The organism is Ruminococcus sp. RTP21484sp1_RTP21277st1_D2_RTP21277_210401 (genome assembly GCF_040924225.1).
Taxonomy (GTDB): Bacteria; Bacillota; Clostridia; order Lachnospirales; family Lachnospiraceae; genus Blautia_A; species Blautia_A faecis.
Genome location: NZ_JBCOMJ010000007.1, coordinates 1 through 17374 on the forward strand (window position 1 = coordinate 1; position 17374 = coordinate 17374).

Sequence of the window (17374 nt, forward strand, 5' to 3'; positions counted from 1 at the left end):
CGATTTAGTCGCAGTTAGCAGTTAGTTCGCTGGAGCGTTGCGCCGGCGAGTGAGCAATCACCATTGTCCGAATGCGTACGCCTTTAACAACTTTCAACACATTAAATAGCAATTTCGTTATTCTCTATGATAACAAGAACCAGGTCATACTTTCAATGTGTTATTGAAAATAGCCCGGTTCTTATAAATTTATTTTTTATAAATCCATCAGTCTGTCGTAGACGTCCTTCGGGATATACGGCTGCTGGTTGTGGATGGGTTCGCCCAGACAGGTCTTGGGATAAGCGAAGGTGCCGGGCTCCAGGCGAATTTCAAGGAGTTTCGGCGCTTCGGTGCCATGTAAAAAGTCTGCCGCTTTTTCAGCAACCTCATTAGCATCCATACAGGCACTGCTGATTCCATAAGCTTTGGCTACCTCTGCGAAGTTGCAGGACGAGAAGCCGCTGCCTTCTGAGGTATCAGCATAGACCTGCTCAAAGTAGTCGCGCTGGAGGTGGCGGATCATTCCCAGGGCGTGGTTGTTCATTACCATCATGGTAATAGGAAGATTCTCACGCTTGACCCACTCCAGTTCCTGAATGTTCATCTGGAATGCGCCGTCACCGCAAATGCAGGCTACTGGCTTTCCGGTGGCGTAATAAGCTCCGATTGCTGCTGGAAGAGCATAGCCCATTGCTCCGTGTCCGCCGGAGAAAAGAAGCTTCTGGTCTTTCTGATTATGGAAGGACTGGTAGCTCCATACCATATGCTGTCCTACGTCAACTGCTACTGCGGAAGTGTCTGCAAGAGCGTCGCTTAAATCTGCGATCATACGATTCGGATAGCGTTCTGGGATGGAATCATCTACTGCGCGCAAAGATTTCTTTATATCGGCGCACACAGCCAGCCATTCACTGAAATCATAAATCGTCGAGCCATCAGATTCTGCACTTTCCGCATTTTCTGCCATTGCCCGAATCACCTCGGCAGCATCTGCACAGAATTTCATTTCATCAATTCCATTTTCGTGAATATTTCGCTGCAAATTATAGTTATCAATATCTACTCGGATGATTTTCGCATTTTTCGCGAACTCATGAACTTTCGTACCAATCTGACGGGTGCAAAGGGAAATGCCAAGACAAATCAGCAAGTCACTTTTCGCATTGGCGATCATATTGGCATAGCGATGTCCGTAAGCGCCTCCGATGCATCCAAAATTCAGCGGATCGTCCCACGGTAGTGCTGACATTTCCAACACGCTTGTGATCACTGGTATTTTCCACTGGCGTGCCAGAGTAAATAACTGGTCGCGAACTGCTTTGTCGCTGACTCCATGTCCTAACATGATTACTGGACGCTGTGCTTTATCCAGAGCTTCACGGATTGCATCTGCTGCAGAAACAGCACAAGCTGATATTTCACAGTCTGCCATTTTTGCAGACTCTAATACTCCACTGTCGTCCGGCTTCATTGCCATGTCCACGCCTGCTGCTCCGCAGCTGTTTGCAGTTGCTTCCATGCTGCTCTCGCAAGCTGCACCAAATCCCATCTCATCCAGACTTATGTCATAAACCGGATTTTTTACATCCCCCCGCTGTATATTCATAGGAAGATCAATCAATACCGGCCCCTTCCGACCAGAATTCGCAATATGATAAGCTTTATTCAGTTCTTTTACAATATCCTCGTCTTCCCGGATCTGTACTGCATACTTGGTCACAGGCTTCGCCATGGCAACAATATCAATCTCCTGAAAGCCCTGCTGCCGAAGTCCCGGGATGCCGGAATACTCATAAGTATTCAACTGACCAGTAAGAAAAACAACCGGAAGGGAATCGAAATAAGCGTCTGCGATTCCTGAAATCAGATTCGCAGCACCCGGGCCGCTGGTCGCATAAGCACATGCACACCGTTCCCCCGCCTGGGCATATCCACATGCTGCAAAAGCCGCTCCCTGCTCATGATAGCTGGAATGGCTTCTGGTATGAGGATTTTTCTCTATAGAATCAACCAGATGGGCGATCATGGTTCCCTGGTATCCAAAGAAATCATGAATCCCTTTTCTCTGTAAAAACTCAACAATATAATCCGTTACTTTCATTTCCAGAATTTCTCCACCTTTTTTTTCAGATTTGTCCTTCCTGCTACCCCCAACATATCCAGATAAATATGCTGAAGCTCCTCATCCGGAATAAACACCTCGTCATTCTTAAGGCTCTTCACCATAGCCTTTGTATATGGGACAAAAACTTTTTCCAAAGCCGGATAATCTTTATTCTTATAAAGATTTATAATATACTCTTTGTTATCCAGATAATATTTCTCCAGTTCAATCTTGGATGCACAGAATTTCACATAATTCCAGCTCCAGTTCAGATATTCCTTTTTCTGGTTGGCATGTCCCTGCTTTCGTCGGGCATGGCTTCGCTTCCGGATCAGGCTCTTCTGACTTCCCACTTCCTGAAAATAATCCTCGAATCGGATCCTGGCACTGACCATTTCCGACAGCTTCACTGTATAATTATCCAGAACCTTCTCCTGGTAGTCTTCCCCATAATACTTCTGAAGATACGTATAAGTATCTCCCGGCACCGGAAACTTCCTGCCATCGATCACCACAGTTTCTGTCTCATCAAAAATTTCCCTTGGAAAATACACTGCCTTTTTCTTCAGGCGAACTACATATTCCTGGGTATCCTCCACATTCATCCTTTTACAGAGCATGCGGTAAAGGCTTTTTCCCAGACGGGCACGTCCTGTGACCAGGCGAAGCCTCATGACAAAACGGCAGATTGCCTTTTTCCTGCCTTTTCGGTCTCCATAATAATCAGCCAGCTCATTCCATCCCACTTCCTGGGCTCTTGTCCACAAATGAGCGAGTCTGGAACGCTGTTTTCCACGCAGGGGCAGAATATCCACTCCCATACCCGGATATTTGTAGTTCCTGCCTTCATTCAGACGGAAGCACAACGTATCCAGATCTGTATAGCGAAGGAAAAATCCATAAAAACGCTTATTGTTATTCATGGATTCTACAATTCTGCCATCCGGAGTCTCCTTCTCCACAGCCAGACGAAAGCGCTCCATATCCGCAGTCCGCATATAGACCACACCTGCATGAGGGCTGGTGATCTCCTGCCCGGTAACACAGCACAAAGTAAGCTGTGGTCCCAGATAATAAGGAATTCCTTCTCTTTTACATATTTTATCTATTTCGGCCAGAAGCTTTACAACTTCTTTTATTTCTCTGTTCAAGCTATGTCTGCTCCCATCTGTCTGTTCATAGTGATCACACTGTTACCAACGCCTGTTTGAAAAAGGCTTTCTGCGAGATGTGTGTCACAAGCATTCTTTCACAAGCTGCTGTATCTCTTCTATACTTCCATACTTTCCAAGCCACTGATTCAAAAACTCAGAAGCATCTCCGGCTTTTGCATATACAGCTGCTCTCTTGCTTCCTTCATACATATCTGTGAGAAATATCCGGGAAAGCTCTGTTCGCACAAAGCCGCTTCCATTCTGCCGCAGTGCCTCCAGATAGTTCTGGAACGCAGCCTCCGTCTGTCCCTGTTTTCTTCTCACATCTCCAATTACCTTGTACACCTGGGCTCGTTTTTCCTTGCGGATCTGTCCGTCCTTGGCACGTTCTGCCAGCCATTCCAGATCATCCGCCTCACTGGTGTAAACCAGATCTGTGCGAACCCTTGCCAGCTCACCTGGATAGCCCAGGCGCTCCCATGCCTTTGTCAGTGCACGCTTATAAATCTGGATGTCATTGTTCTCACCCAGGCTTTCTGCACGCTCTGCATCAATGCGCTTCAGGATTTCCCCGATCAGTTCTTCCATCTCAGAACGCTTTTTCGCAACACTTGCACGGGTCAGATAATAATATTCCCGCACAGAAGGATTCTCAGGTAAAAGTCTGTACCACAAAGCCATAAGCTTCATCGCCCCATCCTTCTGTCCAACATCCAGAAGCTGCTGACAGGTCTTCACCGTCTCCCTGCCATAAGGATTCAGGAACTTATCCAACTCCAGTTGGGTAATTCCATTATTTGTTTTCTCACGGGCATCTGCAAAAACTTCCAGAGCATCCGCGCATTTGCCCTTCATCCAGAGCAGTTCTCCCTGGTATTTCAGGAAATACCCGTCCTCCGGGAAAAGCCGCAGTGCCTCATCAATATAAAGCTCCGCTTCCACCATATCAATTCCATTGCGGGCGCGTTCCATAAGAAAACGGCTCTTAAATTTCACAAATCCCGGCACTTCCGGATACCGCTCCATCAGCGGCGCCATCGTATCCTCTGCTTCCTGATAACGCTTAAATTCATAATCGCAGACTGCTCTTCGAAACAGTTCAATATCAGATTTCAGCTGGGCCAGTTCAGAAGGGAACGTACCGGTCTGCTCCTTCACTACCAGCATTCTCCATGCTTTCCCGATCCGTTCTGTATAAACCAGCGTCAGCATTGCTGCATAAAAAGTCACATCGCTGACTTCCAGCAAAACAGGATGATAAAAAGCATAGATCCCGCCAAAATCCTCCCTGCCGATAAACGCAGAGCTCAGCTGGACCTGATAATATTTTGTAAAGATTTCATTTAATTGGGAAAAGTCACGCTTTTCCACCAATTCCTTCAGGCTGTGTCTGCTTTCTGAAATGCGCGCCTCCAGATCCATCACCGTACTTTTTGCCAGCAGAAGATTGCGCTTATACTGAAGGCGGTGGTTCCGCTTCGCACCTGCAAGAGAATAGATCTTACGCCAGATGGAATCTCTGCGAAGCCTGCCCTTGCGGATTCCCGGCAGATAATCATCCCGAAGCTCTTTATAGGTAATTCCCTCTACCGTAACCGCATCGTGGGATTCTCTTTCCCCATGGGGCGGAATGTAGGACCATTCATCTCCGTAATGCCAGATCAGATAGTCACTCATTCTGTGCGGCACCATTACCTTTGTATTCTCAAAGTTCATATATTTCACAGGAAACATCATGTCCTTGTCAAAAAGGAACGGACAGCCGCCCCAGCGCATTGCATAGCGCGGACAATCCTCTTCCTTATAGGAATACATGATCTTCTCCAGTTTCTTCAATGTGCGGTCTTTCCCCAGAAATGTATAGGAAAAAAGCCAGCGCAGATAGGCAGTCACCGGAATTTCCCAGCGGGCACCATATACAACTACCATATTTACCAGCTCAGAGTAGATCATCATATGAGTTCTGTATTTCTCATATTCCTTATCATCTGCGGGAATGGGATCCAGGGTGAGCACGTCGATAATCTCACCGGCGCTGTCCCTGCCAATAATCTGATGCTTGTGAAGGGCGCAACTGTCCGTAGCAACATACCTTGGAAAAGTATTGGTATAGCTGCGGTCTACATCCACACACTGAAGGGCGCGGTGCTCCGGAAGCACGGAGCCGGAAATTTCCACCAGTTTGTTCCAGTCATCTCTGGGCATATAGATGTCCACATCATCATCCCAGGGAATAAATCCCTCGTTTCGCACAACACCGATGGCCGTTCCTCCCGCCATTACATATCTCAGATTATTCTTTTTACAGATCTCATCCAGCTCACGAAAAAGCTGCAACAGATGTTCCTGTTTCTCTGTCATTGGTTATCCTCTCTGGTTTATGATTTCCAGAATGTCTGCCAGAGTCTCTGATTCCTCATTAAAAAGTCTGGTACATTCCGTTCTCTCATCACTGATCATAATAAGCAGCTCCTGCAAAAGGTAACGGAGGCCATTGCCTTCGAAGTTAAAGCAGTACCGCTTCAGTCCCTTGCTGTCGTCTATCTTTGCCTCAAAATATCCTGTGTTCCACCAGTCTCCCGGGATGGTCACACGGCCTTTCGTACCAATCACAACAAACTCATCCTCCACATCTACTGTGGTGCCAATCTCGACTGTGGCAAGAGCATCCTGATATTTCATGGTGATCATGTCGTAAATGCAGTTTCCAGATCTGTCCTTCACCACATTTGAATTCACTTCCTGGTAATTTCTGCCCAGTATCTTGATAATGGCACACAGCGGCAGAACTGCTGTTTCGGAAAAACTCCTTCCCCCTTCGAAATGGTCCTGGGAAATAGAGCATTTCACACATACAATATCGCCCACCAAGGCACTGTGGGTCTGCCAGACAAGCTGGTTAAAGGCCCGCAGATACACCAGATTTATTTTCTCCACAAGGAGTACATGATGAGCTGCTGCAAGTGCAAACAGGTCCTTCAGCTTCTCCTTATTATTCGTCATAGGAGCGTCACTTATCACATATTTTCCAAGCTCCAGGGATCTGCGGATGTATTTCTCCCTCTTAGGCTGCTCGGTCTTGATATAAACTATGTCTACCTGGGACAAAAAGCAGTCAAATCCCTGCTGCCATTCCCCATTATCTGCCTCCACACTGTAGTAGGAATCCAATTCATATTTGTCACAAAACGACTCCGCTGCCTCTGCATTCTCAGAAAAAACGCACTCCACATGAAGACCGCTGACATATTTTGTCTCCCACACAATACCATTGTCCTGATCATTATCTGTAACTACACCCACGGTGTAAGTGGTTCCCTCACCGCGCAGCTTGGTGCTGGAAATATTCTTGGTACGCTCCAGGTACACCACATCACAGTAATTCTTAAGGTAGTCAAATTTGCCACGCCAGTCAGAACCAAGCACCAGAAGATCTACCTTATACTTGATGATATCGCTGAGCTTCTGTCCCTGGTACTCCTCGATGATGATCTCATCTGCAAAGCCGGTACGGCGTACGTTCTCAATCCTTTTCAGAAGACTGTCCCGCACGTTCAGCTTGCCACGCTCAATATCGTAGCTCTCGCTGGTCACGCCCACGATCAGATAATCGCCCAATGCTTTCGCTCTTTTTAAAATATTATAATGTCCCTCGTGGAACAGGTCAAAAGTTCCGTAAGTGATTACTTTTTTCATCGTATTTCCCCTTAAAACCCCTGCTGTCAGCTTCACTCTGCAGTAAAATACTCCCTTTCATTCCCCCGGTTACTGTTCATAGCTTGAGCAGCAACAAATCAGAACCAGCTGCCGTCCGGGACTAATAAATACATTTAGTATAACACAGTTTGCATAGTAAGTCATTATGAAAGAATATCTGCTTTACAAAAAATATTCCCGGGTTTAACAAAAATACAACTCTTTTTTACTGTGAAACCACTGAACTGCTGCCTCTTTCTTAATAAGAAAAGAAAGACAATCCGTCAGGACTGCCCTTCTTCATGATCTTCTTTCTCTTCTGCATCAAAGGAGGTATCCCATGTGGCAGCCAGCTCTTCAATAGCCATTCTTCGCTGAGCCAGTACTGCAAACCGGTCTTCCTCTTCACTATCATATTCGTCTTCCAGGCCTTCATCCTCAACCTTCTTCTCACGTTTGAAAAGAATGAAGGTGATCAGTCCCATAACATTGGTATAGACCCAGTCCACCGGAAGACTTCCGAGTATCAGTACAAACAGAACTGACACTCCAAATAACGCCCATACATTCATCAGCTGCGGAATATTCAGGATCATAAGTCCGTTCATCAGAATCATGATGGGATAATGGAAAAAGTAAATTCCCATTGTGTTTCTTCCCAGGAAAATAAATGGATGGCGTTTATCTGGCATCAGCATCAGCAATGCGAAAATAACCGTAAAGGAAATCAGATACATCATTCCTCTGACTACCATTCCCTGCACATTGTCCATTCCACTTGCAAGATAGGAATGATTGCCTCGGAAAAGGTCTACCGGAATATTATTTCCGATCATATAATTGGTCGCCACAAACAGCAGAATGATCACGAAAAGTGCAACCACGATCTTGCCTTTAAATTTGCGGATCACCTTGGTGTATTCACTCTTCCATAAATATCCTGCCACAAAAAACGGAAAAAATACCACAATTCTTGAAGCTGATAAAAATGTACTGAATTCCATTCTGGTTCCTGCCCACAGCGCAAAAATAATGCTGAGAGGTACAATAAACCTTATTTTTCCAAATGCTTCTATGGTCAGACGGTATGCAAACAACGCAAGCACATACCACATAACGGTTCCGGAAGGACGGAGCAGTTCATAATCCATTTTATTTCCCAGCCAGATCTGCGCTGCCCAGGTAAGTGTATAGCCCAGAATATATGGAATCAATAAATTCTTAACATTCTTCATCACATCCTGAGGCTTCTTGGACAGATAACCGGAAATAAATATGAACGCCGGCATATGAAATATGGTAATTCCATACCACACAAAACGCACAACCTGATCTGCTTTAACCAGCTGGAATGCAATGATATGATTAAAAACCACCAGAAAAATCAAAAATATTTTTATATTATCCACAAGGTAGGAATATGGAATTTCCTGTTCCTTCGTATTCTTGCTCATTTTAGCCACCTTTATACTTTGACATAATTATTTTCAGACATGTCAGTTTTATGAATAAAGGATAACATATTTTTGTGGTTTTTGGAATAACTTTTTAATATTTTAACGTGTTTTGAAATATTTTCCTGTGGTTTTGTGTTACTGATGAACCGCAATAATGTATTATTTCATTTCTCCAAAAACCTGCTGGTGCAGTTTGCGCCCTGTAGGTGTTGCCGCCAGGCCACCCTCTGCTGTTTCTTTAAGGGCAGTGGGCATCACATCTCCTACCTTTTTCATAGTCCAGATCACCTCGTCAGCCGGAATTGCACTTCGGATTCCGGCCAGAGCCAGTTCTGCTGCCACAAATGCCCCAGCTACGCCTGATGCATTTCTCTTAATGCATGGAATTTCAACCAGCCCTGCAACAGGGTCACATACAAGACCCAGAATATTTTTTAGGGCAGTGGCTACTGCCGACTGGATCATATCAGGTGTGCCGCCGGCAAGTTCCACAATTGCCGCCGCTGCCATGGCAGATGCAGAACCGCACTCAGCCTGACAACCTCCCTGCGCTCCTGCAAGTGACGCATTATTGGCAATTACCATTCCCACTGCAGATGCTGTGAAAAGGGACATGACGCATTCCTCTTCTGTAAGCTGGTACTGCTCCTGCATGGTGAGTACAGCTGCCGGTACAATGCCGCAGCTTCCTGCTGTAGGTGCTGCTACGATTCTTCCCATGGAAGCGTTCAGTTCTGATACTGCAAGGGCACGATAGAGGGCTCCTCCAAGAAGAGGGCCTGTAAGATTTTTCCCCTGCTCTACAGCAGTGCGCATGCGATAGGCATCTCCACCAGTGAGGCCGCTTGTGCTTTTCAGATCCGGGGCGCTGCCAGGCTGGATACAGGATGCCATAACCCGATAGTTTTCCCTCATTTTTTCATATATTTCCTGCTTCGGCAGTTCCATCTGCTCCGCCTGCTGCTCCAGAACCAAAGCGGACAGGCGACAGTTGTTCTCCTTCGCTGCTTTCAGCAGGGATTCTATTGAGTGGTAGTTTAGATCCACAGTGAATTCTCCTTTACCGTATTTTTAGTGGGGTGAGATGTTTTTCAAAAAGGGACGCATTTGGACAATGTGTATTACTCACTCGCCGGCGCAACGCTCCGATGAACTAATCGCTAACTGCGACTAATGCGTTCGGGAGAGCCCTCACGCATAAGTCTCCGTAAGCGCTGGATTTCATCTGCGCTAAGAACGCGCCTGAAATGGCTCGCTGGAGTAATACACATTGCCCATATGCTGTATGTCGGCTGGAACTTCGACCCACTAACTAGCAATTTATACACGCTCTAACATCGTACTAGAATATATATTCTCCAGCCGGTTAATCTTCTCATTGAGTTCCGGGACAAAGTGGCTGTCGCTCTCGATTGTCATTACTGCTACGCCGCCCTTGGTCTCCCGCGCCAGGTGGAAATTGCAGATATTCACCCCATACTCTGCCATCAGCTCTGTAACTGCAGCAATCGTCCCTGGTGCATCCTTGTGAAGCACGATCAAAGCTGGATTCTGCCCGGTAAGGGCAACCTCCATTCCATTCACCCGGGTGATCAGGATATTCCCCCCGCCAATACTGCTGCCCCGAAGAGACACTTTTTCCCCGTCTGCTGCAGTCAAAGTGATCTCCGCAGTATTCGGGTGCGTATCCTCCAGTTCACCAGTCTCGATCTGGATTTCCAGCCCCACCTTTTTCGCCACATCAAGGGAAAAACGGATACGCTCATCATCTGTCTGCATTCCTAGTATTCCCGCTACAAGAGCCTTATCCGTGCCGTGTCCCTTATAGGTTTTCGCAAAAGAACCATGCAAAAATATGTGCGCTTTCACCGGAGTTTTTCCAAGAAGAGCCCTTGTCATCAGACCGATCCGGGCTGCTCCCGCAGTATGTGAGCTGGACGGTCCGATCATAACCGGCCCCAGAATGTCAAATACATTCATACTTATTTTCCTCTTCCTTTTATTCATCCACTGCCATTTTTCGTTTTCGGCAGCCTGCAGATGTTTTCACGTTACCGCTCACATCTGCACTGTTATTGTTCCATCTTAACATTAAAACATACCTTTTACAACATGGATAAAGGGTAACTGTTTACTTCTTGTTTACTGTTCACTCCATTCACAGTAACGCGCTTCGCAATGCACAATACTCCCGATAAATAATCTTATGTTTCCTTTCTACCTGGACTGTGGTAAAATAGTTCTATGTAAATCGCCTGGAACCATTCCGGCAAGACTATTTTCAGATTTCTTTATGAAAGGCACACAATTCATGAAACGAGTGATTACTTACGGTACCTTTGATTTACTTCACTATGGGCACATTAATCTGCTGCGCAGGGCGAAAGCTTATGGCGACTACCTGATCGTAGCTTTATCTACAGATGAATTTAACTGGAACGAGAAGCATAAAAAATGCTATTTCTCTTATGAAAAAAGGAAATCCCTGCTGGAAGCCATCCGCTACGTAGATCTGGTAATTCCGGAGGAGAACTGGGAGCAGAAGGTAAGTGATATTAAAGAATACCACGTAGATACCTTTGTTATGGGTGACGATTGGGAAGGGAAGTTTGACTTTCTGAAGCCTTATTGCGACGTGGTGTACCTGCCGAGGACACCTGAGATTTCTACTACGCAGATTAAGGCGGATCTGCAGAAGTAGGAAGCATTGGTAATTATATGATCAGAGATTTCGTATGATTCATACAGGTTACGAAATCTCTGACTTTTTTATTTCATGACAGCAATGTGCGCGCGATTTTTCCCGGACTACTTAGCAAGACGGATCATATTCCAGCTGTGTTTTCCAAGCACAGTACTTAATTTACCGCCGTCAATCCGGCTTGCAGCGGATTTCACAGGCACAACCTTTTCGGGATCCGCTTCTGTATTTACAGCTTTCATATCGTCATTAGTAAGTACAATGTGTTCTTGCACCTGATAGCCTTCAAACTGGCGCAAATCGCAGCTTACCTCCAGATCTTCCTCAAGACTTTTATTCACTGCAAAAATTGTAAGAGTATCTTTCTCCTCATTCCATACGCACACAGAATCCAGATACGAAACGTCACAGTAATTCCTGCTGTCGTATACCGGAGCCAGTACCTGTGTATTCAACACAGTTCCTCTTCCGAAAATGCTTGTGTACATATATGGATAAAAAATAGTCTGGCGCCATGCACCTGTATCGGAGGTCATGATCGGCGCGATTACATTTACCAGCTGTGCCAGGCATGCCATTTTCACACGGTCCGCATGGCGGAGCAATGTGATCAGCATGCTTCCAACCAGAAGGGCATCTTCGAAATTATAAATATCCTCAAGCTGATGTGGAGCCTGTCCCCATTTTTCCAGTTTCTCGTCGGCCGCATTGCTGTGATACCACACATTCCACTCATCAAAGGAAAGATTAATGCGCTTTTTGCCATGCTTTTTCGCACGGACAGCGTCGCAGATGCTGACTACGCCGGAAATAAAGTCATCCATCCCTTTGGAATTTGCAAGAAAATCAGGGGTGTCATCAGCAGCATTGCCGTAATACTGGTGAAGGGACATATAATCCACCAGATCATAGCACTCGTCCAGAACCGTGTACTCCCAATCTCCAAATGTCGGCATCATCAGATTGGAGCTTCCGCAGGCAACAGTCTCAATCTCCGGATCCAGCATTTTCATAATACGGGAAGTCTCTGCTGCTGTTCTTCCATATTCATACGCTGTCTTATGTCCCATCTGCCATGGACCATCCATTTCATTTCCCAAACACCAGGTTTTAATGTTGTGCGGCTCTGCATGGCCGTTGGCCTTACGCATGTCACTGTAATAGGTACCGCCCTTAAAATTACAGTATTCCAGAAGATTTCTGGCTTCCTCCGGTCCTCTTGTTCCAAGATTCACTGCCATCATAATATCTGTGTCTGCTTTCTTCGCCCAGTCCACAAACTCGTCCAGGCCAAAGTGATTGTTCTCGATCACGCCCCAGGCAAGTTCCGGTCTGGCTGGTCTTAATTCCTTTGGTCCTACGCTGTCCTCCCACTTAAACCCGGAAACAAAGTTACCTCCCGGATAGCGGACAATAGGAACCTGCAGCTCTCTTACCAGCTCCAGAGTATCCCTACGGAATCCCTGCTCGTCAGACAACGGACTGCCCTCCTGATAAATTCCCTGGTAAACAGCTCGACCAAGCTGTTCAATAAAAGATCCGAAAATTCGTTTATCCACCTTTCCAGTGAGGAAATATTTGTCAATAATGATCTGCGCTTTTTTCATAGGTATCCTCCTTATATGGTGCCAGTTGTATGGCATTTTTTCTGCTCTTTATGTATCTATTATTTTAATGGCATACGAATTTTTTACCAGTTTTTTTCTTCCGATATAGTTGACTTTTTTTCCGATAATGATTACAGTAAAAAAAATGGTGAAAGGAGTCCGGGTCATGAATTTTTACGAAGCTGGAGACAGGGATTTTTCCATTCAGTTCTGCGAATACAACTATTCAAACCCTGATTATGATCAGATCTACCGCCCCAACGGAAGCGGAGACTATCTGTTTTTGCTTTTTAAGACACCCATGAAGGTGTATCTGGATAAAAGACTCAGTATTTCCAAGGAAAATGCCTGTATTCTCTATGTCCCCGGATATGAGCAGCATTATAAGGCTGTTCACAGATTCCGGAACAGCTACCTTCATTTTTCCTGTAAGGCAGATCTGAAAAAACAGTATAGAATCCCACTTAACACTGTTTTTTATCCGGGAAACTGTGAAGAGATCGATGCCTGCATCCGGCTCCTTCACAAAGAACATATAGCAAATGATTTATTTTCCGATGAATACGAGTATACTCTCTTTCAGCAGCTTATGATTACGATTGCAAGGGGACTTAAAAGCCATCAGATACATGGAAGTGGAACAGAAGGAGACAATCTTTATTCTGCATTTCGAAAGCTTCGGCTGGAAATGCTCACGAACTACGCTAAGCCATGGGACACCACAAAGCTTTGTAAAACGGTCAGCCTGGAAAAAAGCCAGTTCTATTCCTGCTATCAGAAATTTTTCCAGAGTACCCCTCATGCAGATTTGCTTCAGATCCGTATGGATAAGGCAAAGAACCTGCTGACAAATGAAGCACTGACTGTCCAGCAGATTGCGCAGATGTGCGGATTTTCAGATTTTTCCCATTTCAGCAGATATTTCAGGAAACAGGCAGGATGCTCTCCCCTACAATGGCGCAGGAAAATGGGAGAGCCCCATTGATACTTTAACGATATTTCCAGATTCCGTGAAGTGCATAGGACAAAAAGAAACAGGCACTTCTCAGCGGTCCATAGCCAACGTAACGGTACACCTGATAGGTCATGATGGCAGATTTGGCTTTGTTTCTTGACTTTCCGCCCTGGGACAGACGATATTTCAGATAGGGCCTATTAATTCCTGTGGCATGTCCGTATTTTCGCACCACTTGCAGCCAGGTGATATAATCCTCATGGCTGTCATCATGCTCCATGGGAAATTCCAGCGCCACCTCACGGAGAATCAGGACGGAAGAACAGTTAATGCTGTTGTGTTTCAGAAGTTCATGATAGTCCAGCCTGGATTTAACCGAGATATACTTGCCTGTGAAGGTTCCGTCCGGATTCATGAGATCACGTCCTGTGGAGCAGATTACATCACCGGTCATTTCAAGAGCAGCCAGCTGTGCCGCTAGCTTTCCCTCTTCCCACCAGTCATCCGCATCCAGAAATGCCACATATCTGCCTTTCGCAACAGACACACCACGGTTACGGGAACCGGCAGCACCGAGATTGCGCTCATTTTTTATATAAACAAAATCCGGTCTGTTTTCCCAGGGAATGAGAGCTTCCCAGGTTCCATCAACAGAGCCGTCATCAATGACAATCAGCTCCAGGGGAATATTCTGCGCATAAACAGACTGCACTGCCTGGGCGATGTATTTCTCACCATTATATACGGGCATGATCACTGATACCGCTGGTCGCATTTCTTCCCCTGATGCCCTCTTGGATTGCTGCATTTTTTCTGCATTTTTCACTCGTAGCCCTGGTTCTGTAAATTCCATTTGTAACTCCTCTTATCTTTCACTTTCTATCATTATAAAACATCCGATTTCTTAAATATGCACTTATCTTTAAAGAAGGTCTTTATCAATAATCTGGTAGTTCGCCCGGTGTATGTACAGTGCCTTCCCATCGACCATAAGCTTTGTCATTTTCGGCAGATCGTCCGGAATTTCCCAATAGACATTATCCCCGGAAAATGCGGCGATAGGCTGTCCAAGCTGGGATTTGATGACCACAACCCTGGATTTGCCGAAATCATTTTTGTACCGGTTCAAAACCCTTGCCAGAGCTGCATTATCCGTGATTCCGTTCCCACCGTTACTGTTGACCTCGTCCAATGAGAAATCCACCTCCGGTTCCAGCCCATTCTGCACAAATACACAGGTATCTCCGCAGCTTTCGATTTCTTTTCCATCAATGGTAATGGTGATTACTGAAGACAGATCATAGCCGGTTACTGCTCTTCCATCGCTGTCATAGCTGACGGTTTCGATTTTATTTCCGGTAATGCTGATTTTCTTTCCAGAGGTTTTCAAGGTCTGATTCCCATAATTATCATAGGTATATACGGTATAATTGTTTCCGATCAATGAGCCATGAATTTCATTAATAATGGACCCCAGTTTACTGCAGCCAGTGAGCGCAACTACCAGAATTGCGGTCAAAAGGGCTGCAAATGTCCTCTTCTTTTTCTTTTGCATTTTTCTTCTCTCCATGTATTTTATGTTTGATATGCTTCTGCTATAACTTGAATCAAAAGATACTTACAGATTTATAGTAGCATGACAAATCACAGAACACAAGATGAATCACTGTCCCACGTTTTAAATTATTTTAGTTCAGGTTATCTGTTCACGCCGAGACCAACAGCCGCTTCGCGACGCACAGAAATCATGTATTCACATGATTTAGCGCCATTCTCACGCCAAACCAAACTCCACCAGTAACTTATTTCGATACTCCCGATCGGTGCTTGCTTTTAACAGCTTGCTGACACGGTCTGCCAAAATAAGTTTCTCACTCAAGGTCGCCATTCCATCTTGCCCTTCCAATCGTCCTTTCTGACGCCCTTCCTGGCGCCCTTCCTGTTCTCCTTCCTGTCTACTAACTCGCAGCATCTCTTTAATCGCTTTACACATGTCAAATCCGCCTCCTTTGGATCGTACTTCCTGTTTGCTCAATTTCAGCTGATATATAAAAAAATCTCGCAACGGTATGTTCGGCATATAGGTTGCCCGGTGTTTTTTCTTCTGACAGGCGTCTGAAAATACATACCTCATTTAACATTCAGCAATCGCATTCAGAACTCCTGCTTTTTTCATTTTCAACGGATTTAAAAGCATAAATTTCTGAAATGCGATTAGATAAATCGGATATAAGATATGTTATAGATTATATTAAATATATATTTTTTATTATAATGGCATTGTATTCTAAAGTTTTCAAGTGCTTTATTTTGTTTCACTCAAAAGCATCAAAAAATATGAATTACTGGCTTTCAAGCACAGCTTGTGCAAAAAATTTTATATTAGTTGATATCTTGTTTTGGATAATTATTGTCTTTTTGTTTGATTCGCAAATGTTACGAAAATTACAACTTATTTTGTCGAAAATGCAAATGGATTTCTAAAAGGCTATATGCTATCATTAAAAAGAAAGAATATGCTTTTTATCACCAAATATATAAGAAAAAGGGATGTTTATGAAAAGAAAATTGAAGTCTGACAGAGGTTTTACGCTGGCAGAACTTTTAATCGTTGTGGCAATAATTGGTGTATTGGTTGCCATCGCCATTCCCATCTTTACAAGCCAACTTGAAAGAAGCCGTGAAGCGGTGGATCTTTCTGATGTTAGGTCGGCTTATGCGGAAGTGATGATGGCGGCGATTACGGGGGATACCAGTGCTACGTATACGAAAGACAGCGGACAGAAAATATACAAAGAAATGGATGGTACCTATTCTATTATGGTAACGCCTCTAAAGCAACAGAAAGATGACTGGCAAACACCGTTGCCGATTACCATCGGTGGAGTATCTTCGAATGCCGGAGACACATATTGGAAAGGTATTCCTGGACCAAAAGGATATTGTGAAATTACATATCATCCACAGACAAGTACAGGGAATGAATATGTTTCATTTTATTGGACTGGGGGAACGGATAATGGTAATAATCCAACTTTAACTCCTGTACCAACACAACCGATATTTCCTACAGAAACTCCAACTCCTACTATACCAGATAATACCATTACAGACGTTGATTCAGTTGTAAATAAATGGGGAAGTTATAATTGGCCAAGCGAACCTGCATCTGGAGCAGGAATAACAATAAAAATAGATTTAGATTATGGTCAACTTATTAGCTATCATGATAGTAATAACAATGTTAAATATTATGTCGTAGCCAATGAAAACGGATATAAAGGGCGAGAACTTGGATCATCTCAAGATCAGGGACATTACTATTGGACGCCTGATGGAGCAAACGGCGATTTAATAGCGATTACAAAAAATCCACCCCATACGTGGAAAAATGCAATAAACGGAGTTATATATAACTTGTCAAAAGGGGATATTTATATTGATCCACAGGGTTACACATATATTTATAAGGCTACTAGTACAAATCAAAGCGTCCCTAATGGAGTTGGTAATTCTCAATGGGTAAAAGTATTAGATAATAAAAACTGAAAATGGAAGTAAAAAAATATCCTGTTCAAGTCCATTGTAATATTAAACTGCAATGGACTTGACAGGAGATCAGTTTTGTCACTTTCTTTTCCGTATTTCCAACATCATATTCCCTATGCCAAGCTCTTCTTCCTCTTTCCGGTTATGTTTGCAAATTTTAAACATCTGC

The 17374-nt window shown here is 44.6% G+C and carries 14 protein-coding genes; 3 read left to right on the plus strand and 11 right to left on the minus strand.

Translation table 11 applies throughout. The annotated features are described in order from the left end of the window. Positions 1–196: 196 nt before the first annotated feature. The 7 genes from AB5706_RS06550 to sdaAB form a co-directional block, all read right to left on the minus strand. Positions 197–2083 (minus strand): thiamine pyrophosphate-binding protein, encoded by a 1887-nt coding sequence (locus AB5706_RS06550; protein ID WP_368365946.1) that lies wholly within the window; start codon positions 2081–2083, stop codon positions 197–199. After that, positions 2080–3237 (minus strand): LicD family protein, encoded by a 1158-nt coding sequence (locus AB5706_RS06555; RefSeq protein ID WP_195698936.1) that lies wholly within the window; start codon positions 3235–3237, stop codon positions 2080–2082. Before AB5706_RS06555 ends, AB5706_RS06550 begins: the two co-directional genes overlap by 4 nt. 84 nt (positions 3238–3321) lie before the next feature. Beyond that, on the minus strand, positions 3322–5601 hold the full coding sequence (locus AB5706_RS06560; RefSeq protein WP_368365947.1) for a LicD family protein: 2280 nt from the start codon (positions 5599–5601) through the stop codon (positions 3322–3324). 3 nt (positions 5602–5604) lie between these two features. Next, positions 5605–6936 carry an adenylyltransferase/cytidyltransferase family protein gene (locus AB5706_RS06565; protein WP_368365948.1) on the minus strand — a complete coding sequence of 444 codons (1332 nt, stop codon included), beginning with the start codon at positions 6934–6936 and terminating at the stop codon, positions 5605–5607. Positions 6937–7220: 284 nt separating this feature from the next. Next, on the minus strand, positions 7221–8390 hold the full coding sequence (locus AB5706_RS06570) for an acyltransferase family protein (RefSeq protein ID WP_204452418.1): 1170 nt from the start codon (positions 8388–8390) through the stop codon (positions 7221–7223). 162 nt (positions 8391–8552) lie between these two features. Beyond that, the gene (gene sdaAA, locus AB5706_RS06575; RefSeq protein WP_187566496.1) at positions 8553–9440 is read right to left on the minus strand and encodes an L-serine ammonia-lyase, iron-sulfur-dependent, subunit alpha; all 888 of its coding nucleotides are present in this window, start codon (positions 9438–9440) and stop codon (positions 8553–8555) included. A gap of 273 nt (positions 9441–9713) precedes the next feature. After that, a complete protein-coding gene (gene sdaAB / locus AB5706_RS06580; protein ID WP_195993112.1) occupies positions 9714–10373 on the minus strand; it encodes an L-serine ammonia-lyase, iron-sulfur-dependent subunit beta in 660 nt (219 codons plus the stop codon). A 331-nt stretch (positions 10374–10704) separates the two neighbouring features. Between sdaAB and tagD the strand changes: the two genes are divergently transcribed. Further along, positions 10705–11094 carry a glycerol-3-phosphate cytidylyltransferase gene (gene tagD, locus AB5706_RS06585; RefSeq protein ID WP_118584161.1) on the plus strand — a complete coding sequence of 130 codons (390 nt, stop codon included), beginning with the start codon at positions 10705–10707 and terminating at the stop codon, positions 11092–11094. Positions 11095–11201: 107 nt separating this feature from the next. On the opposite strand, the gene arfA is transcribed toward tagD, so the two are convergent. Continuing rightward, positions 11202–12701 carry an arabinosylfuranosidase ArfA gene (gene arfA / locus AB5706_RS06590; RefSeq protein WP_148463604.1) on the minus strand — a complete coding sequence of 500 codons (1500 nt, stop codon included), beginning with the start codon at positions 12699–12701 and terminating at the stop codon, positions 11202–11204. A gap of 166 nt (positions 12702–12867) precedes the next feature. Here arfA and AB5706_RS06595 point away from each other — a divergent pair, with 166 nt between their 5' ends. After that, on the plus strand, positions 12868–13686 hold the full coding sequence (locus AB5706_RS06595) for a helix-turn-helix transcriptional regulator (protein WP_368365949.1): 819 nt from the start codon (positions 12868–12870) through the stop codon (positions 13684–13686). Between the two features lie 4 nt (positions 13687–13690). On the opposite strand, the gene AB5706_RS06600 is transcribed toward AB5706_RS06595, so the two are convergent. From AB5706_RS06600 to AB5706_RS06610, 3 genes are all read right to left on the minus strand, one after another. After that, positions 13691–14509: a glycosyltransferase family 2 protein gene (locus tag AB5706_RS06600; protein ID WP_330602720.1), complete on the minus strand. Its 819-nt coding sequence runs from the start codon at positions 14507–14509 to the stop codon at positions 13691–13693. 69 nt (positions 14510–14578) lie between these two features. Beyond that, entirely contained in the window at positions 14579–15211 is a 633-nt protein-coding gene (locus AB5706_RS06605) for a DUF5052 family protein (protein WP_148463601.1), read from the minus strand. Positions 15212–15430: 219 nt separating this feature from the next. After that, complete coding sequence (locus AB5706_RS06610) at positions 15431–15649, minus strand: hypothetical protein (RefSeq protein WP_148463600.1); 219 nt, start codon at positions 15647–15649, stop codon at positions 15431–15433. 563 nt (positions 15650–16212) lie between these two features. Here AB5706_RS06610 and AB5706_RS06615 point away from each other — a divergent pair. Next, positions 16213–17205: a type IV pilin protein gene (locus tag AB5706_RS06615; RefSeq protein WP_269156301.1), complete on the plus strand. Its 993-nt coding sequence runs from the start codon at positions 16213–16215 to the stop codon at positions 17203–17205. Positions 17206–17374: the final 169 nt, after the last annotated feature.